Annotated in this window: 24 protein-coding genes and 1 tRNA gene; 8 read left to right on the top strand and 17 right to left on the bottom strand. The window is 61.4% G+C overall.

Going from position 1 to position 19,527, the window contains the following annotated elements; all coding sequences use genetic code 11:
• Positions 1–3 precede the first annotated feature (3 nt).
• The 15 genes from istB to ACK3EW_RS04640 form a co-directional block, all read right to left on the bottom strand.
• Positions 4–771 (bottom strand): IS21-like element helper ATPase IstB, encoded by a 768-nt coding sequence (istB, locus tag ACK3EW_RS04710; protein WP_493806540.1) that lies wholly within the window; start codon positions 769–771, stop codon positions 4–6.
• Complete coding sequence (gene istA, locus ACK3EW_RS04705) at positions 768–2,264, bottom strand: IS21 family transposase (RefSeq protein WP_493809689.1); 1,497 nt, start codon at positions 2,262–2,264, stop codon at positions 768–770. The genes istB and istA overlap by 4 nt, the downstream gene beginning before the upstream one ends.
• A gap of 46 nt (positions 2,265–2,310) precedes the next feature.
• Complete coding sequence (locus tag ACK3EW_RS04700) at positions 2,311–3,816, bottom strand: AAA family ATPase (protein ID WP_493808663.1); 1,506 nt, start codon at positions 3,814–3,816, stop codon at positions 2,311–2,313.
• On the bottom strand, positions 3,813–4,580 hold the full coding sequence (locus tag ACK3EW_RS04695; RefSeq protein ID WP_493808662.1) for a hypothetical protein: 768 nt from the start codon (positions 4,578–4,580) through the stop codon (positions 3,813–3,815). Before ACK3EW_RS04695 ends, ACK3EW_RS04700 begins: the two co-directional genes overlap by 4 nt.
• The gene (locus tag ACK3EW_RS04690) at positions 4,580–4,780 is read right to left on the bottom strand and encodes a DUF6511 domain-containing protein (protein ID WP_439121572.1); all 201 of its coding nucleotides are present in this window, start codon (positions 4,778–4,780) and stop codon (positions 4,580–4,582) included. Before ACK3EW_RS04690 ends, ACK3EW_RS04695 begins: the two co-directional genes overlap by 1 nt.
• Before the next feature lie 221 nt (positions 4,781–5,001).
• The gene (locus ACK3EW_RS04685) at positions 5,002–6,696 is read right to left on the bottom strand and encodes a DEAD/DEAH box helicase (RefSeq protein ID WP_493808661.1); all 1,695 of its coding nucleotides are present in this window, start codon (positions 6,694–6,696) and stop codon (positions 5,002–5,004) included.
• Between the two features lie 11 nt (positions 6,697–6,707).
• Entirely contained in the window at positions 6,708–7,424 is a 717-nt protein-coding gene (locus ACK3EW_RS04680; RefSeq protein ID WP_493808660.1) for a hypothetical protein, read from the bottom strand.
• Between the two features lie 13 nt (positions 7,425–7,437).
• Positions 7,438–8,331, bottom strand: a complete 894-nt coding sequence (locus ACK3EW_RS04675; RefSeq protein WP_493808659.1) for an ATP-binding protein — start codon at positions 8,329–8,331, stop codon at positions 7,438–7,440.
• A complete protein-coding gene (locus ACK3EW_RS04670) occupies positions 8,328–8,666 on the bottom strand; it encodes a hypothetical protein (RefSeq protein ID WP_493808658.1) in 339 nt (112 codons plus the stop codon). Before ACK3EW_RS04670 ends, ACK3EW_RS04675 begins: the two co-directional genes overlap by 4 nt.
• Complete coding sequence (locus tag ACK3EW_RS04665; protein WP_493808657.1) at positions 8,663–9,151, bottom strand: hypothetical protein; 489 nt, start codon at positions 9,149–9,151, stop codon at positions 8,663–8,665. The genes ACK3EW_RS04670 and ACK3EW_RS04665 overlap by 4 nt, the downstream gene beginning before the upstream one ends.
• Before the next feature lie 26 nt (positions 9,152–9,177).
• Positions 9,178–9,519 carry a hypothetical protein gene (locus tag ACK3EW_RS04660; RefSeq protein WP_493808656.1) on the bottom strand — a complete coding sequence of 114 codons (342 nt, stop codon included), beginning with the start codon at positions 9,517–9,519 and terminating at the stop codon, positions 9,178–9,180.
• A gap of 15 nt (positions 9,520–9,534) precedes the next feature.
• Complete coding sequence (locus ACK3EW_RS04655; protein WP_493808655.1) at positions 9,535–9,789, bottom strand: hypothetical protein; 255 nt, start codon at positions 9,787–9,789, stop codon at positions 9,535–9,537.
• Positions 9,790–9,858: 69 nt separating this feature from the next.
• Entirely contained in the window at positions 9,859–10,587 is a 729-nt protein-coding gene (locus ACK3EW_RS04650) for an RNA polymerase sigma factor (protein ID WP_493808654.1), read from the bottom strand.
• Positions 10,588–10,688: 101 nt separating this feature from the next.
• On the bottom strand, positions 10,689–10,937 hold the full coding sequence (locus ACK3EW_RS04645) for a hypothetical protein (RefSeq protein WP_493808653.1): 249 nt from the start codon (positions 10,935–10,937) through the stop codon (positions 10,689–10,691).
• A gap of 108 nt (positions 10,938–11,045) precedes the next feature.
• Entirely contained in the window at positions 11,046–11,555 is a 510-nt protein-coding gene (locus tag ACK3EW_RS04640; RefSeq protein WP_493808652.1) for a helix-turn-helix domain-containing protein, read from the bottom strand.
• 525 nt (positions 11,556–12,080) lie between these two features.
• Between ACK3EW_RS04640 and ACK3EW_RS04635 the strand changes: the two genes are divergently transcribed.
• From ACK3EW_RS04635 to ACK3EW_RS04625, 3 genes are read left to right on the top strand one after another with little or no spacing between them, the layout of a single operon-like run.
• Positions 12,081–12,536 carry a DUF2924 domain-containing protein gene (locus ACK3EW_RS04635; protein ID WP_493808651.1) on the top strand — a complete coding sequence of 152 codons (456 nt, stop codon included), beginning with the start codon at positions 12,081–12,083 and terminating at the stop codon, positions 12,534–12,536.
• A gap of 5 nt (positions 12,537–12,541) precedes the next feature.
• Positions 12,542–13,855 carry a recombinase family protein gene (locus ACK3EW_RS04630; protein WP_493809688.1) on the top strand — a complete coding sequence of 438 codons (1,314 nt, stop codon included), beginning with the start codon at positions 12,542–12,544 and terminating at the stop codon, positions 13,853–13,855.
• Positions 13,852–14,235: a hypothetical protein gene (locus ACK3EW_RS04625; protein WP_493808650.1), complete on the top strand. Its 384-nt coding sequence runs from the start codon at positions 13,852–13,854 to the stop codon at positions 14,233–14,235. The genes ACK3EW_RS04630 and ACK3EW_RS04625 overlap by 4 nt, the downstream gene beginning before the upstream one ends.
• 171 nt (positions 14,236–14,406) lie before the next feature.
• Here ACK3EW_RS04625 and ACK3EW_RS04620 read toward each other — a convergent pair whose 3' ends face one another.
• The gene (locus ACK3EW_RS04620; protein ID WP_493808649.1) at positions 14,407–14,673 is read right to left on the bottom strand and encodes a hypothetical protein; all 267 of its coding nucleotides are present in this window, start codon (positions 14,671–14,673) and stop codon (positions 14,407–14,409) included.
• A 68-nt stretch (positions 14,674–14,741) separates the two neighbouring features.
• On the opposite strand from ACK3EW_RS04620, the gene ACK3EW_RS04615 reads away from it, so the two are divergent.
• Positions 14,742–14,981 (top strand): hypothetical protein, encoded by a 240-nt coding sequence (locus ACK3EW_RS04615; RefSeq protein ID WP_493808648.1) that lies wholly within the window; start codon positions 14,742–14,744, stop codon positions 14,979–14,981.
• A 410-nt stretch (positions 14,982–15,391) separates the two neighbouring features.
• Here ACK3EW_RS04615 and ACK3EW_RS04610 read toward each other — a convergent pair.
• Positions 15,392–15,481: transfer RNA gene (locus ACK3EW_RS04610), tRNA-Ser, on the bottom strand.
• Between the two features lie 186 nt (positions 15,482–15,667).
• On the opposite strand from ACK3EW_RS04610, the gene ACK3EW_RS04605 reads away from it, so the two are divergent.
• From ACK3EW_RS04605 to ACK3EW_RS04590, 4 genes are read left to right on the top strand one after another with little or no spacing between them, the layout of a single operon-like run.
• Positions 15,668–16,558: an SPOR domain-containing protein gene (locus tag ACK3EW_RS04605; protein ID WP_493808647.1), complete on the top strand. Its 891-nt coding sequence runs from the start codon at positions 15,668–15,670 to the stop codon at positions 16,556–16,558.
• A 32-nt stretch (positions 16,559–16,590) separates the two neighbouring features.
• Complete coding sequence (locus ACK3EW_RS04600; RefSeq protein WP_493808646.1) at positions 16,591–17,763, top strand: D-alanyl-D-alanine carboxypeptidase family protein; 1,173 nt, start codon at positions 16,591–16,593, stop codon at positions 17,761–17,763.
• Complete coding sequence (gene tmk, locus ACK3EW_RS04595; protein WP_493808645.1) at positions 17,760–18,386, top strand: dTMP kinase; 627 nt, start codon at positions 17,760–17,762, stop codon at positions 18,384–18,386. The genes ACK3EW_RS04600 and tmk overlap by 4 nt, the downstream gene beginning before the upstream one ends.
• Positions 18,383–19,510 (top strand): DNA polymerase III subunit delta', encoded by a 1,128-nt coding sequence (locus ACK3EW_RS04590; protein ID WP_493808644.1) that lies wholly within the window; start codon positions 18,383–18,385, stop codon positions 19,508–19,510. The genes tmk and ACK3EW_RS04590 overlap by 4 nt, the downstream gene beginning before the upstream one ends.
• Positions 19,511–19,527: the final 17 nt, after the last annotated feature.

The raw sequence follows: 19,527 nt of genomic DNA, 5'->3' as shown, positions 1-19,527 counted from the left end.
GGATCAGTTGATGTTTTCGCCGGGCTTGCGTGCGCGGCTTTGCGCGAGGCGATAGCTTTCGCCGTTCATCTCGAGGATGTTGACGTGGTGGGTCAACCGGTCGAGGAGCGCGCCGGTCAGCCGCTCGGTGCCGAAGGTCTCGGTCCATTCATCGAAGGGCAGATTGCTGGTGATCAGCGTGGCGCCGCGCTCGTAGCGCTGGGAGATCATCTCAAAAAGCAGCTCGGCGCCGGTCTTGGACAGGGGCACGAATCCGAGCTCGTCGATGATCAGCAGCTTCACGGCAGCCATCTGCTTCTGGACGCGCAGCAGCCGACGTTCGTCTCGCGCCTCCATCAGCTCGTTGACCAGCGCGGCGGCGGTGGTGAAGCTGACAGACATGCCCTTCTGGCAGGCTGCCAGTCCCAAGCCCAGTGCAATGTGGGTTTTGCCGGTTCCGCTGGGCCCGAGGGCGATCACGTTCTCACGCCGGTCGATCCATTCGCAACGCCCCAGTTCCAGCACCTGCATCTTGTTCAGCTTCGGGATCGCCTTGAAGTCGAAGCTGTCGAGGCTTTTGGTGGCCGGGAACTTCGCGGCCTTGATGCGGCGCTCGACCATCCGCCGCTCGCGGTCAATGAGTTCCAGTTCCACGAGGCGCGACAGGAACTGGACATGGTCCAGTCCTTCGGCGGCGCATTGACGCGCAACCTTCTCGTGCTCCCGCAAGAATGTGGGCAGCTTCAGCGTCTTCAGATGGTGGGCAAGCAGGATCTTCGGGGCCTCGGTCATTCCGCCGCCTCCGACATCAAGGCCATGTAGCTGGCCGCCCGCGTCGTCTCGACATTCGCCCGCGGCAAGTAGGGGTAGACATCGAGATCAAGCCTCGGGGGGCGCTTCTCCACCTGACAAAGCACGAGGTGCTTCACGGCGTCGAAGCCGACCGCGCCCAGCTTCAGGGCCTTCTTCACGGCGGCATGCAGGTCATCCATCTCGAAGGTCTCGAGCAGACGCAGCACCTGCACATACTCGCGGCGCCCCATCTTGAGCATGCGCGCCTCCATCAGGCGGCGCAAAGTCTGGAACTCTTCGGGCAGGTCCCATTCCGCCAAGGGTGCGGCCTGGTCCAAGGCATTGATCTTGCGCTCGATCAGCGGGAGGTAGTGAACCGGATCAAAGATCATGTCCTCGCGATCGTAACAGCGCGGGTGTCGGGCGATCACCTCCCCGCGACAGCCGATCACGACCTCATCGACATAGCCGCGGATCCAGACATCCTGGTGGCCATAGGCGACCGGGACCGAGTAATCGTTGGTGTCATAGCGCACGAGAGACTGCGAGCTGACCCTGCCGCCCGCTTGGTCGCAGGCGTCGAACGGGGCGGCAGGCAGGGGGCGCATCGCGACCAGATCGCGCTGCAACCTCTCACCGATCGTCTCCTTGTGACCCCGAAGAATGCGCGTCAGGCGTGCGCGGCACTGCCCTTCAAGGTCTGCGTTGAAATCGTCCCAACTGGCAAAGTGGGGGATCGGCACCATGTGGTTGCGGCGGGCGTAGCCGACCATCCCCTCGACAGCGCCCTTGTCGTTCCCCTTCCCGGGCCGACTATAGCGATCCCGAAACAGGTAATGCGACTGCAAGCCGCTGAACAGCGCGGCGCGGATGCGCGTGCCGTCCGGTTGGATCTTCGACACCAGGCAGCGGTCGTTGTCGTAGAGCACCGACTGCGGCACCCCGCCGAAGAAGTCAAACGCGCGGACATGGCCGTCTATCCAGGCCTCCGCCGTCGCCGCTGGATAGGCCCGGACGAAATAGGCATCGCTGTGCGGCAGGTCCATGACGAAGAAGTGCGCCTTCTGCTCGACACCGCCGATGACGACAACCGCTTCGCCAAAATCGGCCTGAGCATGGCCCGGCGGATGAGCCAGCGGCACAAACATCTCCCGGGTCCGCCGCTCGCGATCACGCACGTAATCCTTGACGATCGTATAGCCTCCGGTGAAGCCGTGCTCGGCCTGAAGCCGTTCCCATATCCGCTTGGCCGTATGACGCTGCTTGCGATGCACGACCTTGTCGGCTTCAAGCCAGGCGTCAATGAACTCGGTGAACCCGTCCAGCTTCGGCCGCCTGATCGGCTTGTCCCGCCGGTAGCCAGGCGGCACCGAAAAGGCCAACATCTTATCAACCGTCCCACGCGAAATGTTGAAATGCTTCGCCGCCGCCCGCGCGCTCATGCCCTCGGAACACGCCAAGCGAACCTTCTTGTAAAGTTCCACGGTATAGATCTCCCCGCCCTCCCTGCCGATGCAAGAAGGGAAAAGTGGCAGGATTTTACTCCGCCCGCAGCGAGACTATCCCGCCGCTACCATGGCCTAATTTTGCACCGCCGTTTCCAGGCGGCAGGCTGATCTGCTTCATCCGCTCGCGCAGGTAGTGATACTGGATTTCGGCCTGCAGATAGAACACGCGCAAGGGCCGCGGGGGCGTGAAGTCGAGGAACGACTGGCCGGCTGCCATGTGCACGAGCCATGAGATGAGCAGGTCGCTTTTGCCCACTTTGGGCGCACCGCCCAAAACCAACAGTCCACCGGGCGTCAGCACACGCGGCGCAATGATGTCGGCAGGCATCGGGCTGTCGTCGTCCAGCAGCGCGCCGAGCGTAAAGGCCGGCATCTCGTTTGGCGCCGGTGCCGCGCTGTCGAGCCGTATCAGCGGCGGCCCGTATTTTTCCACATGCCGGGCCCAAAGGCGTTCGGACTCCCGCTTGAGTCGTTCAACAGGCCATTGGGGCCGTAGCATGGCGGCGTTGTAGCCGCAGATACCCTCCCAGCCCTCATCCTTCGACATTCGGCCCTCATGGACCATGCGGATGAAGTATCCGATGGCGGCCGAGGCCCCCTCGAAGCGCGACCAGTCGTCCTGCGCGCTCTCCCGCACCGGTGTGACCAGCACATCATCGACGGCGGGCTTGTCAGGCGTAGTAAAGTCCGGCTGCAGCGATACACCCGGTGCAGGTGGCATATCGGTGACGGCTTCCGTAAACTCGCCCAGATCGCGTTCGAGACCCGCGTTCAGCGTGACGATGCGTACCTGCGTCTTCAGGTTGTTCTTGTAATAGACCGAGCCTGCCACCCGGATCGGCTGATGCGCCGAGCGGAAATGCATATCACCACCAACCTTGGCGGCGATGTCCCCGCGGATACGGGTCACGCGCGCAATGTCACTGCCCTCGGCGGGTTCAGTGAGTTTCCACCATACATGCGCCTTGCGCTGCCCCTCAGGCGTCACGCCGCCGCTTTCCACCACCATGGTGGGTGGGCCGAGATGGCGCTCGAGATGCGCCCGCTTGGCGGCGATGTCGCCCGTGTCGATATCAACGACCACAGCCTGCATCTGCAGAATATCGCCGGCCTTGGCTTGCCCAGGCGCACCAACAGTGCCGGGGATCACATAGACCGCAGCCCCCTCACGGGCTGCCCAGTTGGCAAAGGTGGTCATCTTGTCGATGACGGTGTTGTTCGCCTCGATCCAGATGTTATGCGGGCGGCCATCAAAGCCCTGCCCCTTGTCGATAAAACTGCGGACGGGGATCAGGCCTTCACAATAGCCGAACACCACCTCCATGAATTGGGCGATCTGCTCCGGGTCAGGCTCATCCCCAAACACATCGATCTGCGGCGCGGCATCGTTGAAGTCGCGCCAGGGATTGAAATGGACAAGGTTTTCCTTGGGCGCATCCGGCGCCTTATCGTTTCCTTCTGTACGATCATCATGGGCCATGTCGGCCTCCTCTTTCTCATGGTCTGTGTCAGGCGGGTCGTTGGGCGCATCCGTCATGCCGGCAGTCCCCAACAGCGCTTTGCCCAGGAGCAGAACCGGCATTCGAAAAAGTCGCGATTGGCCGCGACGCGGGGCAGCAATTCACCCGCATCCGTGGCGCGCAGGATGCGCACGCCGCGATCCGACATGCGCTGCGCCAACTCGGCGTCGAACGGCACCTGCTCATGATACAGTTCGGCCGTGTCCTTGTTGATCGCGGTGAACAGGGCCGGGTTCGCGGAAATCCCCGACACCTGCGCTTCCATGTAGGCCTGATAGACGGCGATCTGGGCGGCGTAGACCGGCTTTGACTTTGCCACGCCATCCTTGACGCAGGCGCGCCAGTTCTTCGCGTTCATCGTCTTGCATTCCCAGAGCGCGGGAACGGCGAGACCAAAGCCCTCGGGCCCCGCGGCGATGATGCCATCGACATGACCGCGGATGCGCCCGCCCGCGACGGAGAACCCGAACTGGCCCCCATCAGGGCGGTTGCCTTTCTGCGTGTAGAGATCGAACCCCGCGCCGCGCAGCCAGCGGATCGCAAGCTCTTCCAGCTCGTGACCAATGGCGAAGATGCGCAGAACCTGACCTGAGAAGTCCTGGCCCTCATCTTTCGGCGTAACCGTGAACTCGAACTGGAGTGCGCGCTCACAGGCATGGCCAAGCCGCGAGCCACCGAGATAGTCACGTGGCGTCCTTGCCGCGTTCTCTGCGGTCAGGGCCACATCGATGGTTTCGTTGACCCGCTCAGCGAAGCTGGCTTTGTGATTGTAATCCAGCATCAGAAGGGCACCCCCTGAGATTTCGCGATACGCGACATCTCGGCGCTATAGCCTTCCAGCACTTCCTCGATCAGCGCGGTTACGTCGGTCTCGGTGAGATCGCTCAACCGCTTGTCCCAGCCGATCAGTTCCATCGTTTGACCCAGCCGCTTCATCACCAGCGCGATGGCGAGGCGTTCTTCATCGGTCGTTCCCTGCATAGTCAGTCCTTTTCTGTGGCGCACGGCGAAGAACCCCTGGCAGGGCATCGAGCAGAACCAGCGGTGTTCTCGCGGGCGCGGTTTGTCGGGATTAAAGAAGCCGAGGCCCTGCGCGGGGCGTAGGCAGACGGCACATGGCATGAAACGAGGATGCCAGAGGCGATCAAAGCCCGGGCGATCCGCAGCCACTGTGGGCGGGGATACGATTTGCGCGACATGGCTCACGCGGCCTCCCGGGCAGCTGGTGCAGCACTCAGGATCAGCTTTCGGATCACCCGCTTGTTGAACCCGAACGTCATCAACGCCGAGGCCTTGTAGCGGGTCAGGCCAAAGTCGCCGCGCACCGCGGGCGTGAGGTACTGCAGTTGTTTTTCGGTGGCCGGTTGCTTCAGCCAGCCGCGGGTCTTGAAGGCGCTTTCATCGGTTTCATAGGTGTTCAGCCAATCATCGGCCTGCGCTAGGCAGATGGCACGCTCACCAACTCCCAGAAGTTGGGTCACCTCACCCTTCGCGCCCCCAACGGCGTACCAGACCCCTTCCAACCAGAAGACCCCACCCCAGGCTGTGAAGCCCGTGGCCATCAACGCGTCTTCGCTTCCGAAGAGATCGACCCATTCAAAGCTCGAACGTTTCAGCAGGTCAATTTCCGTCATCAGGAAGCCGGACAGATCACCGTCAGGTCCCTCCTGGCTTTTGAGATCCTCCTCTGTATCGATCAGCGCCTCGCCGCAAATCGGACATTCACGACAGGCCAGCGGGATTTCGGCTTCGCATTCAGGGCAGGTCTTGGTCGGGGCTTCCCCAGTTCCGGAGGTGCCGTCGAGATCGACATCCTGCTCAAGTGTGCCATGCGTGAGGCTGGATGTGCCGAAGTCCAGAACAATGCAGTCGGTTTTCACAACGCCGGGGAACTCGGCGGGATCCACGATACGCAGCCCGCGGCCAACCATCTGGATCATGGTCGATTTGTAAGAGCTGGGGCGCAGGAGAACCACGCAGGAGGTGGGCGGATGATCCCAGCCCTCTGTGAGTACCGCCACATTGGTAATGACGCGGATTTCGCCGCGGGCGAAGGCGGCCAGAATGGCGCGCCGTTCCTCGCCGGGCAGATCACCATGGATCAGGCCGGCCGGAATTCCCGCGGCGTTGAAGGCCTCGGCCACATGCGCGGCATGCGCCACGGTGGAGCAGAAGACGACCGTGGGGCGGTCCATGGCCTTTTCCTGCCAATGCCGGATCACCTCCTCGGTGATCGGAGCACGGTCCATGATCTCAGCCACCTCTGCCATGTCAAAATCTGACATGGTTTTGCGTACGTCCTTGAGCTTGTCCTGCACGCCCACATCGATGACAAAGGTGCGAGGAGGCACAAGGTGCCCAGAGGCGATCAGCTCTCCCAGGCGAATCTGGTCCGCGACATTGTCGAAGACCGCGCGCAGGCCCTTTTTGTCGCCGCGATTGGGCGTGGCCGTCACCCCGAAGATGCGGGCGTCGGGGTTGGTATCGCGCACATGGTCGATGATCCTGCGATAGCTGTCAGCCACGGCATGATGCGCCTCATCGATCACCAAGAGGTCGAGCTTCGGCATGGACGCCAGATTGCGCTCCCGCGTGAGCGTCGGGACCATGGCGAAGGTCACCTGCCCGCCCCAGGACTTGGTCGTGGCATCCACGACAGAGGTGGTGATCGCCGGATTGACCCGTCCAAACTTTGCGCGGTTCTGCTCGGTCAACTCGTCGCGGTGGGCGAGCACGCAGGCCTTGGCGTCGGTCTCGCCAATACTGTCGCCGGTGACCGCAGACAGCATAATCGATTTACCTGCCCCGGTCGGCGCGATGCCGAGCGTGTTCGTGCGGGTGCCAAGCGCAGCAAGGCTGCGCTCGACGAAGGTTTTCTGACGGGGACGCAAACGCATGGCCGATCTCCTCACTCAGCCCAGCTGGGCCGGCCCGGGAAGCCCGGTGCAGCAGGTGTCTGCTGCGCAGGCATCTGGTGCGACTGTGGCGCTTGGGACGGATGACCTTGCACTGGCGCAGAGGTGGCCGGTGCCGGATAACCATGTGCAGGTGAAGTGGGCGCGACCGGTGTCTGATACTGAGGCGCGGACGCGGGCATCTGCATCTGCGGTGCCATGACAGGAGCCGCCACAAGTCCCATGATCTGCGCATAATCGCGGTGGTCCGGCATGACTGCGCTCTTGATCTCGTTCTTGTCCTCGCCGTTGGTATCGGTGCCGACATCGATCCGTGCGACGAATTCGAGGCCATCCAGATCAGCAAAACCGCTAATGCGGCGCCGGGCCTGCGCTTCGGGCGAGGTATCCTTGTCGGAAATCCCGCGGGCCGAGTTGAGGATACCCCGCACAAGGCTGCGGCCCATATTGGCCCAGTTCGGGCCATTGGGGCTGTAAAGCCCGATCATCGACCAAATCTTGCGCTTGGCATACTGCCCTTCGAGGACCGTGTATTCGGCATCGAGATAAACCGACCCGGTGCTACCACGTTTCGCATACCCGCCGGTCCAACCCTGTGCCGGGTCGTCAAACCCGCCCGGCCGGATGGTCAGGCGCACCTTGGCCAACGTGCCTTTGGGGATGACATTGCTGTTGGACTGCGCATCATTGAAATCGTTCCAGAGAGACATGGCTCGGGTCCTTTCAGTTGGTGGAAGCGTTGGAGGTGTCAGCCGTCGCTGGGGACGGCTTTGGGAGTTGAGGCGGCTGGTAGGTCAGCCGGCATTCGGCGGGCACGAGGGGACCGCGGATCTTGTCCATCAGCTGACCCAGATGCGGCGGCTCGATCAGATCGAGACGGCCGGAGCGATCCTTGGCGGGGTAGCCCCAAGGGTTCAGTGTCTGGCAGACAAAACCACGCTGAAGGGTGTCGCCCTCACCTTTGATCTCGGCCATGGTGATGACCTGATCGACGATCCCGGGCAGCTCCAACCCGGTCTTGCTACCGTCGATCTGTGGGGCGAAGACCTTGCGATTGAAATCGTCGAGCTTCTGATCGAGGATGCCCACAAACCAGATGTTCTTGCCGCGCGTGTGCTGCAGGTGGGTCAGCCAGGCAATCATCTCGCGCCCGTGCAGACCATAGGCACCGCGCACATCCGCTTTGCCGGTCTTTTCCGAATGCGCCTCAGGCTGGCCTTTGCACCACTGAAAGCAGAGCCGTCCCGCCACGGTAATCGAGTCGATGAACACCGTGTCGTAAGTTTCGAGCGCAGCAGGATTGCCGAACTTCTGGCAAACAGCGGCATAATGGGCCGCGCTATACGCCTGATCGTCGCGCAGCGCCGGGTTCGGGCCGCCGATGAACACCGCGAAATCACGGCATTCGGTCCAGGTGCGCGGCCGGATCGCATCGATGGCCAGCCCTTCAATGGCCAGATCACCGGCTTCGAGATCGAAAAACAGCGTGGTGGAATTCCGCAGCGTCCAGAGAAGGCTGGTTTTGCCGATGCCCGAGGGACCGAAGATGACGCCTTTGATACCGCGGGGCTCCGCCATGCGCTGATCGGCCGTGATGATGGGGAGTGCGCCGGTCATGACAGCACCTCGCCGATCTCATCCGCAGTTTTGGCGTTTCGGATCAGGCGTGCATCGTGGATTTGATCGTGGCGGAGACCAAGATCGGCTGCGGTAGTGGTGTTGCGCTTGTCAACACCACTATCCCATCCGCGCTTTGCCACCTCCCCCCACGCTTGCGCTGCATCATATTCGTCCGCGCGAAGTCGTTTGGCGATGTCATAGGCAAGGCCAGCGGCCTCGCGAGCTTCCAGAACATCCGCCGAGGTCTTGGCGCTGGCCAGCATGGACGCTGCACGGTCAATCAGGCCCGGTAGGTTCTCGCCAGCCACCGCAATTGGAACGAGCGCAGTCATTGTCCGCCCTCCTCGCGCTCCAGCGTCACCTTGAGCGCGCCCACCTTCACGGTGCGCGCGGGCTCGAAACCCTTGCGCCAGGCCTCGGGCAGCGCGGTGTACTTGCGCTCCGAGACCGTCAGCTTGGTGTCGATAAATTCGGCCGGGTCGACGCCGCTGTCGGAAATGCTCCGGGCAATCTGCGCCAGCTTGGCCTGGTCCCAGTCGGTGCGCTTGGGCAGGTCGGCCACGACGGTGTAATCGCCATCAACGAGGCGGACGGTGCCAGTGTCCTTGCCGCAGGCACGACGGGCCTCGGCAGCGCGCGTGGCGTAGCGGACCTCAAGGGCTGTGTTGAACCGCGCGGTGGCGGCCTTCAGCTGTTTGCTCGCGTGGTCAAGTTCACCTTGCAGGGCGGCCAGTAGTTCCACTGGCATCTGCGCCAACTCGCCGGTCGGCATCTTGAGCATGTCATCCACGCTCGGGGTGTTTTGAGGATAGGTCATTGGGTCTCCTTTCTGGGGGGTCTGGGTCAGGCAGCTTCCGCCAGCTGCGCGACAGCTCTTGCCGTGCGGGATGTCTTGGGACGGGCGATGGCCAGATAGGCAAAGCGGTCTGGCCCCAGCCGTTGCTGGACGAGGTGAACGAGGCCCGCCGTTTCGCTCCAGAAGGCACGGTCGCGCAGACACGCCAGCTCGGCACGGGCATTCGGGTCCAAATCCGACGTGACCTTGTCGGCATCCACCGCGAGACAGCCGCGGTGATATTCCAGACAGTCGCCCGGCTCTGCCTGCGCCACCCAGGCGCAGAACTGGATTTCCGAGATCGGCGCCCACTGGCGGATGGCGGTGGCTGCGGACTTGCGCTGCTTCATGGCAAGGCCCTCCCATCACGCCGCCGTGAACGGGCGCGGTGCGCTCATCGTGCCGGTGCTGTCGGGAGCCTTGCTCCAGAGCTGCGCGACGGCCTGAAAGTCAGGTCCGTCACCGCTCGAAAACACCGCCAGCAGCGGTGTGCCATCTTCATGCGCGCCCGCAGCCTCGATCCGAAACGCCTCGTGCATCCGCAGGATTTGCGGCAATTCCCAATGGCGATACAGACCCGGGATCCGGACCATATCGCTGTCTTGATCAATCTCATGCATTCCTTGTGTGCCTCCTGTGCGAGGCCCAAAACCGGGCCATACAAAAACCAAAAGCCACTCAGCCGGGCCTTATGGGACAGCACCGTCAAAATTATTTTCAAAAACCTCGCGCAGTCGGTGCAGCGCACGCTGATAGCGCTTGCGCGCAGCGTCAGGAGAAATCCCCAGAACTGCAGCGACTTCGGCCTGCGTGAAGCCATGAAGAGCAACAGCCCGAACAAGGCGGGCGTCCTCGCCGACAAGGCGGAAAAGATCACAGTGACACTGCATCGCCGTATCCGGCGCAGGGTTATCGGCCGGAATGTTGGACAGGGCGTCGATATCGACACTGGTCTGCAGCACATGATCACGCTGCCTTGCCCGGATCATGTCGCGCTCGATATTGCGCAGCACGGTGGCTGCAATGCAGTTGACGCGGCACAGATCAAGGCTGCGCACAGCTTCAACACTCCGCGCGAGGAGATCGGAGGCGATTTCGTCGATTGTGCCCAGCTTACGCGAAATCGACCGCCGCCTGATCGCATCAAGCCCAGGCCAGAGCGCAAGTAACAGGAGCGACAGTGCCGTGTCAGCGGCGGGGTCATCCTCTTGCGCCGCCGCAACCAACGCGGATAGGACATGGTTCTTTTTGTCCGGGTCTGCGCTCTTGCCGTGGAGCGCATCAAGAACAGCCGCAGGATCATTGTAAGGTCTCAGCGCGACCTGTGACCGCCGGATGGCGTCGAAGCCGCGCTGAGATTTGAACGTGGTAGATGAGGCCGTGAGTTGATCACGGAGTTCGTGCCATGCGAGACACATTGGACGCCTGCCTTGCGGCCAGGCGTCCAGCGCCTTCTCATGGCCAAGTCAGGACGTCGCGCGTCTCTAGTGTTTCGGGGGGAGTTGGTGAAACAGGCGCGTCAACGCGCCTGTTTCGTGTTCATCACGTTCAGCGACCCGCAGCCGGGACAGGCCGCAAACACCGGAAACCCGACGACATAATCGAATGACTTTCGGCGAATTTGCATCTGAACCCCATTGGTTTTGCCAAGGAGCCGTCCACAGTCTTGGCACCGCCAATCCTGTGTGAATTCGGAGTCCATGGGGCCGCGTTCGCTGTTGCAAACACGCTGTGACAGATGAGTGAAATGTTTGATGTGCTTGGTCATGCGGCGCCTTTCCTCTTGGCCTTCAAAATCTGGACGTGCGGGATCGTTCGAAGCAGCGCATCCGGCTGCTTCGTGGTGAGGTCTTCGGATTGTTTGGATCAGTCGGTCTTAGCTGGGGCTGTCCTTGTCAGACCTGGCCTTCTTTTTGGGGCGCCAGCCGACCGAGCCTGCAGCCTTCCTGCTCTTTCGAGCCTGCTCGCGCGCCTCGCGGAACTCGGGTTCTATCTCCGCCAATTTGTCGACGAGACCTTGCAGGTCGTACATGTTGGTTTGCCGCCCGCCATGCTCGCCGTAGCGTTCCTCCCGACGCAGGAGACCCTCCTGTTCAAGGTCTGTGATGTAACGTTGCACTTGGCGTTCGCTGATACCTAAGCGAGAGGACAGTTCCTTCTTGCTCGGATACGGCTTGCGCGCGGCATCCCACCAATGGTCGATAATCTGGAGGAGCACTGCGAGCTGAGACGGGCTCAGATGGAGCCTTTGTTGGGCGCGCAGCAGCAATGAAGGGATCATGCAAAAACCTTGTTCCATCACCTTCACACCCCACTTGTCCGCATTGGGAGAGCGACGCTGCTTCTTGGGCTGTGTGGTTGTTTCTGATTGATTCTGTTCGGTCATTTGTGTTCTCCTTGCGCAAGAGATGCAGCTGGCCACGACGTGGCGCAAGCGTCGCAAGGCAGACATATTTGTCTACGGGCCAAAGACATATACCCCTCTCCCCCCTAGCCGCCTGCGTCTCCTGATTCAGACACCGATAACGCAGGAAAACGGGAAGGCGCATAACAAGCAAAAAACCGCCTGGTCAAAAATGACCCGTACCCCCCCTTTGGCTGTAGTGCCGGGTCCAAAGCTGCGGCAGCAGATTCTTCTAATGGCAGATGTCCCAATCGGACCTCCAAGTTGGCTTTTCCCTTTCAGAACGCGCCGTCTGAAGGAGACCAAGTTGAAACGCCCCAACCCCCTGCCCGCCGACATGATGAGCGCGCATGAGCGCCGCACCGAGCTGTATGGCCTGTTGGCCACAGCCGTGGCGCGCCTCGTGAGCCGTGATCGCGACTATCTATCCCGGAATTCGGGAGATCGTTCGCTACACTTACCGCCCAAACAGAGCGGTACTGCAACTCCAACTCACAGGAGGTCTGCATGACCACACATGAACCCATCCTGGCACGTCTGGCCGCGTTGAAGGCCATGTCTGTCAAAGAATTGAAGGCCGAATGGAAAACGCTGTTCGATGCTCCGGCGCCGAACAACAGCCGGACCTTCCTTGAAAATCGTCTCGCTTACCGCATTCAGGAACTGACCTATGGCGGCCCAGACAAGCAGACGCGACGGTTGCTTGAACTGCTGGCCGATGAGGTCGAGGGCACGCTGACGCGGAAGGCGCGGATTGCGGATCCCCGTAATCCGGTCGTGGGCACCAAGCTCATCCGCGAGTGGGACGGTATCGCCCACACGGTGACCGTCCTGAAGGACGGTTTCGAATGCGACGGCAAACGCTACAAGTCGTTGTCCGCGGTGGCACGTTCCATCACCGGCACCCGCTGGAATGGCTATCGCTTCTTCGGTCTTCGCGAACGGAAACGAGGTGAGGCATGACGAATATGTCCGCAAAACCCGCCCGCCGTCTGCGCTGCGCGATCTATACCCGGAAATCCAGCGAGGAAGGCCTCGAGCAAGAGTTCAACAGTCTGCATGCCCAACGCGAGGCCTGCGAAGCCTATATCGCCAGCCAGAAATCCGAAGGTTGGGCGCTGGTGCGCGACCAATACGACGACGGCGGCATCTCGGGGGGCACCCTCGAGCGCCCTGCCCTGCAACAACTGCTTGCCGATATTGAGGACGGCTTGGTCGACGTGGTCGTCGTTTACAAAATCGACCGCCTCTCGCGCTCGTTGATGGACTTTTCCAAGCTGGTTGAGGTGTTTGACCGGAATGGCGTCACCTTCGTCTCCGTGACGCAGTCCTTCAATACCACAACGTCCATGGGGCGGTTGACGCTGAACATTCTTTTGTCCTTCGCCCAATTCGAACGCGAGGTCACCGCCGAGCGCATCCGTGACAAGGTGAAGGCATCGCGCATGAAAGGCATGTGGATGGGGGGCTATGTGCCCCTCGGCTACGACGTCGTCGACCGCAAACTGGTGGTGAACGAAGAGGAAGCTGCCAAGGTTCGCATGGTGTTCGAGCGTTTCGTCGAAATCGGTTCAGCAACCGTGCTCGCGCGGGAACTGCGCAGCGATGGCTTCCGCAACAAACAGGGTACGCTGATCGACAAGGGATACCTCTACCGACTGCTGAACAACCGCGTCTATCGTGGCGAGACGGTGCACAAGGGCAAATCCTACCCTGGAGAGCACGAGGCAATTATCGAGCCACGCCTATGGGAACAGGTGCATGACATCATCAGCGTGAGCCCCCGCAAGCGGGCCAACAACAGCCGGACACAAACGACTGCATTGTTGAAAGGGCTTCTCTTCACCGCGACGGGAGCGGCCATGACGCCGTCCAGCACCAAGAAAGGCAGTCGCAGATATCGCTATTACGTGTCTATGGACCTTCTGAAAAACCGCGAGACGCCCGACGATGGCATTCCACGGCGCTTGCCCGCCGATACGGTGGAGGCTGCCGTCATCGCCGAAATCCGGCGCGGTCTGTCCACACCGGAAACCACAGCACAGGTTATTGCTGCTTTGGATAGCGAGGACATCCCTGAGATGGATGCCATCGGCGCCCTGCAGCAGTTCCCACAACTTTGGGAGCAGCTTTTTCCTGGCGAGCAGGCTCGCATCATTCAGTTGCTGGTGCGGCGCGTTACTGTGACAGCCGAGGGGCTGGTTATCGACCTGCGTACTGACGGGATTGCCGGCGTCATGCGCGACATGATCACACCACGCCAATTGGAAGCCGCAAAATGACAAATAGCCAAGACACAATCCAAATCTTCGTGCCACTCAAACTGCGCAAAAAAAACGGGCGGCCGAAAATTCTGCCACCCGCCGATTACAGGCCAAGCGAAGATCAGGCGCAGGACCCGCACATCCTGCGCGCCATCGGTCGCGCATGGGGATGGCGACGACGGATGGAGGCGGGGGAATTCGACACAGTTCGTGATCTCGCACTCTCAGTGAACCTTGCGGAACGCCATGTCAGTAGGCAGTTGCGTCTGGCCTATTTGGCGCCTGAGGTCCTGAAGCGGCTGGTATACGGGCGGGAGGTTTCTTCCGTGACTGTGATGCAGCTGACTGAGTGTGCGGCTTTGCCGTGGGGCGATCAGGTCGGGGTCGTGTTTGGATAAGGAGCGCCAACACAGTCATGAGTCGAGCCGTCAACGATAGTAGAACCCGAGACGCCTCACGATCGCCGCTTTCGGCACGCAGTTTTTCGATTATTCAAGTATGTGTCAAGGGGGGCAGACCTTGTCAACTTTTTTGTCAGCTTGATGGTCCGAGTTTGCGCCACTGCCTGCTCAGGCCCCATGCAATGCTGGAGGCTCAAGCGCTGACAGCATTTCACTGATGGTCGACGTCAGGATCGGATCTATTCCGGACGCAAGGCCACGCGCGATCTCTGCATCCCCCGCTTCCGCCGCCTGTTCGATGCGCCGCAGCCGCCCCATCACAAGGAAAAGGTCCAGTGCGCGGTGCGCGACCTTGCTGCTCTGCGTCATATTGTCCGCGTTGATCACGGTCTGAAGGGCGGCAAGCGCCGCCATCACCCACAGATTACAAACCAAGCGAAGATCAGACGCAGGGCCCGCACATCCTGCGCGCTATCGATTGCGCATCGGGATGGCGTCGACGGATGGACGCCGGTGAGTTTGCGACTGTTCGCGATTTGGCACTCTCAGTGAACATGGCGGAGCGTCACGTCAGCCGACAGTTGCGATTGGCCTATCTGGCATCAGAGGAACTGAAACGCCTGATATTTGGTCGAGACACAATGCCAGTTAACGTGGTGCCGGAAACCGATACCGCAATTTGGCCGTGGGGCGATCGCGTCGATGTCGTGTTTGAACACACCGTTCGCCAATTTCAGCGGTAAAGATGAACAAGTTAGTTAAGCGTGTGCCTCGCTGCGGTCAAAATCTGGCCCAAGCGCACAACTTCCCTCACACAATCTGTCAAGGGGGCTAGAAATTGTCAACTTTTTATCGAGGAACTTTCTCCACCTAACCGTCCTAAGGCCGCCCCATGAATTCGCAACGAATTGTGCAATCGGTCGCTCCTTCGAAAAGGACGGCCAGCTCTAAACGCCAAGCTATTGAAAATAAGAACTCTTTTGAAAGCGTCCTGTTCAAGAGCTAGGGCGGTCGATCAGAGACGATTTGGGTTCAGAGACCAATTTTGACCGTTTCTGCACTCTCCGAAGGGCGGTCGCCACACCTAAACGCCTTTGAAACAAAAAGAAAAAACGGCCTCATAGGGCCCATCACCGGTTTCGGCAAGTGTAGGTGGCGGAGGCTCAGGGATTCGAACCCTGGGGACGCTCTCACGCCCAACGGTTTTCAAGACCGCCGCATTCGACCACTCTGCCAAACCTCCGGTGGTGGCTGACATAGCCCTACAAATGCGATTCTGAAAGCGGCGACGGTGGAAAATCTGCGCAGGGATGCCATCAGACTTTTCTTGACGCACCGAAGACTGTAAGCTTTGCGCAAAACAACGAGTGGCGCGGGGCGAAACGTCCGAACATGCGTCCGAATGGGCATAGCAGAAGGCGCGCAGGCAATGGACATCACGATCACCAACTGTCGGCTATGGCGAAACGTTCGGACAACCGCCTTGTGCGGGGTCGCACTGGTGGCACTTGCGGGGTGCGAGGGGGCAAACCTCCCAGCCTTTTTGCAGGGGGGCGGGTCAGGTGCCGCGGCAGAGGATGGCACGGCCGCAGGCACACGTGCGACGCGGCTGGTCGAACGCGATGTCGAAGCGCCCGAAGTGTTTCAGGTCAGCGAGAACGGGCTTTGGGACGGGCGCCCGTCTCTGGGGGGCGTTTGGGCGGCGCATCCCGATGTGTCCGAGCCCGAGCGGGTGATCATCCGCAATGAGGCAAACGGCAATTTCGTCATCGGGGCGCTCTTTCGCAAGGAACGCGAAACCCCCGGGCCACGCTTGCAGATCTCGTCGGATGCCGCCGCAGCCCTTGGGGTTCTGGCCGGCGCTCCGACACAGCTGAACGTCGTTGCCCTGCGTCGCGAAGAAGTGCCGGACGACGCGACATCGGCCCCGCCGCAGGACGCACCCATCGGCGAGGGTGGTTTCGCAGCCCCGACCGACGTGGCCGAAGCAACGCTCGACCCGATTGCGGAATCTGCCGCCGCTGCGCTGAACGCGACACCGACCCCTGCCCCGGCTGCCGCTCCAGCGCCTGCCACAAGCTCGCCGCTGGACAAGCCTTTCATCCAAATCGGGATCTTCAGCATCGAACAGAACGCCAACAACACCGCGACTGCGATGCGTCAGGCAGGGATGGTGCCCACGGTTCTGGAACAATCCTCCAGCGGCAAAACCTTCTGGCGTGTTTTGGTCGGACCGGCACAGACCCGCGCAGAACGCAGCACTTTGCTTGCCAAGATCAAGGATACCGGGTTTACCGACGCTTATGCCGTCACCAACTGATCCGACCCCGCAGGTATGACAGGAGAGCTGCCATGATCCGCAAATACCGCGCTTTTGTTTCTGCCAGCCTTGCCGCGCTGCTACTGTCGACCACGTCGGCTGCGGCGTTCGACACTCGGGCAACGGCGGCTTTTGTGCTGGATGAAAAAACCGGCACGGTCCTTCTTGCCAAAGACGCGGACACCCCTTTGCCGCCCGCGTCGATGTCCAAGCTGATGACGCTTTATATCGCGTTCGAAGCGGTGCGGGATGGGCGGCTGCGGCTGGACGAGGAGCTTCCCGTTTCGGCCCATGCCAATTCGTTTGGCGGCTCGACGCTTTTCCTGCGTCAGGGGGAAAGGGTTTCGGTCGAGGATCTGATCCGGGGCATCATCGTGCTCTCGGGAAATGACGCCTGTGTGGTTCTGGCCGAAGCCTTGTCCCCAGATGGAACTGAGGCTGGGTTTGCCCGCATGATGACGCAGCGTGCACAACAGCTTGGCATGACCAATTCGATCTTCAAGAACTCCAGCGGTTGGCCTGCCGACGGTCACGTCATGTCGATGCGTGATCTGACGCTTCTGGCCCAGCGCCTGATCGAGGATTTTCCCGACTTCTACCCGATGTTCGCCGAAAAAGAGTTTCTGTTCGATGAGGCCGAGTCGTCCAACCGTTTCAACCGGAATCCTCTATTGACGCTTGGCATCGGTGCAGATGGCTTGAAGACCGGCCACACCCAAGAGGCTGGCTACGGTCTTGTCGGATCAGCCAAGCAAGGCGACCGACGCGTGATCTTTACCATCACCGGGCTCGACACGGCACAGGCCCGCGCGCAGGAATCCGAATCTATCGTCAACTGGGCCTTCCGCCAATTCGCGGAAAAGACCGTGACCCGCGCCGGAGCCGTGATCGCCGAAGCCGATGTCTGGATGGGCGCCAGCGAGAAAGTCGGCCTGATGGCCAAGGAAGATATGACGCTGCTGCTGCCCAACACGCCCGGTCAGGAGGTCACCGCCGAGGTTGTGTATACCGGCCCGATCGAAGCTCCGATTGCCGAAGGGCGTCAACTGGCCGAGCTGATCATCAGCCCCGAAGGCTTGCCCGAACACCGCATCCCGCTTTTTGCAGCCAGTGCAGTGCCCGCCAGTGGCTTTGTTGCGCGGATGATGAGCGTGTCGCAGGTTCTGTTGGGCCGCGTACAAGCCCCGGCTGAGGACACGATGTGAGCCGATCCGGGCTGTTTGTCAGCTTTGAAGGGATCGACGGATCGGGAAAATCCACACAGGCGCGGACGCTGGCGGACAGGCTGCGCGCGCAAGGCGTTGATGTGGTGCACACCCGCGAACCCGGCGGCAGCCCAGGGGCCGAAGAGATCCGCGCTTTGGTATTGCAGGGCGACCCCGACCGCTGGTCAGCAGAGACCGAAATCCTGCTTTTCACCGCCGCCCGCCGTGATCATCTGGAACGTACGATCCAACCCGCGCTGGAGGCAGGCAAGGTCGTGATCTGCGACCGCTTTGCCGACAGCACCCGCATGTATCAGGGCCTGTCGCGCGGCAACCTGCGGGCCAAGGTGGATGCGTTGCACGATCTGATGATCGGGGTGGAACCTGACCTGACCCTGCTGATCGACATGGACCCAACGATTGGCCTCAGCCGCGCAAAGGCGCGCAACACGGTGGAAGAACGGTTCGAGGATTTCGGAGCATCGCTGCAAGAGGCGATGCGCGCAGGGTTTCTCGCCTTGGCCGAGGAATATGCCGACCGGTTCCGCGTGATCGACGGTGCGCGGGATGCCGACACCGTTGCAGAGGATGTCTGGGCTGCGGTAAGCCCGCATCTGACATGAGTGACGCAACACAGCCAGAACCAGACCGCATCGACGGCGCCCCGCATCCGCGCGAGACGCTCAAGCTTTACGGTCAGGACGCAGCACAGGCGGATTTTCTGCAAGCCTTCAGTTCCGACCGTCTGCACCACGGCTGGCTGATCACCGGGCCGCGCGGTGTGGGAAAAGCCACACTTGCATGGCAGATCGCGCGGTTCCTGCTGGCCACACCCATCGCGCAGGATGATGGCCTCTTCGGCGCGCCGGCCGCCCCGACCGATTTGCACATTGATCCAGAGCATCCCGTGTCCCGCCGCATGATGGCTGGCTCGGAACCGGGGCTCTTTGCGCTGCGCCGTCCGTATGATGACAAGGCGAAACGCCTCAAGGCCCAGATCACTGTCGACGAGGTGCGTCGCCTCAAGGGATTTTTCGCGCTGTCCTCTGCTGATGGCGGCCGACGCGTGGTGATCGTCGACGCCGCCGACGACATGAACGTCAGTGCTGCCAACGCCATCCTCAAACTGCTGGAAGAACCGCCCGACCGCACGACGCTGCTCTTGGTCAGCCACCAACCCTCGCGGCTTTTGCCAACGATCCGTTCCCGCTGCCGCGAATTGCGGCTGGCCCCGCTCAATGCCGCCGACATGGCGCAAGCGCTTGCCGCGACCGAGATCGACCAGAACGTATCCGACCCTGCCGCTTTGGCCGCACTTTCTGGCGGGTCCGTCGGCGAGGCTGTGCGCCTGATGCAGCAGGCCGGTCTCAAGCTTTATGCGGACATCGTCAAACTGCTCTCCACCCTGCCCGACCTCAGCCGCCCGCACGCCATCGCCTTGGCCGAAAGCGCGGCAGGCCGAGGCAAGGAAGAGCGGCTTGATCTGCTCTTGGGCCTTTTCGACCGCGCCCTGACCCGGCTTGCCCGAACGGGTGCCACGGGTCAGCCCCCAGATCCAGAAGCGGCAGCACAAGAGGCGCAGACCTTCCAACGGCTGTGCCCCTCACCCACAGCCGCCCGGCACTGGGCACAACTTGCACAGGATCAAGGCGAACGCCTGCGCCACGGGCGGGCAGTGAATGTCGAGGCGGGATCGCTTCTGCTCTCCAGCTTCCTTGCCCTGCAAGAGGGCTGCCCCAGGTCGTAAGCCACGTCTTGACGCCC

The sequence above is a fragment of the Marivita sp. NO-S04 genome, assembly GCF_059070475.1.
Note: the sequence above shows the minus strand (reverse complement) of the source record. Positions and strands in the feature narration are given on the sequence as shown.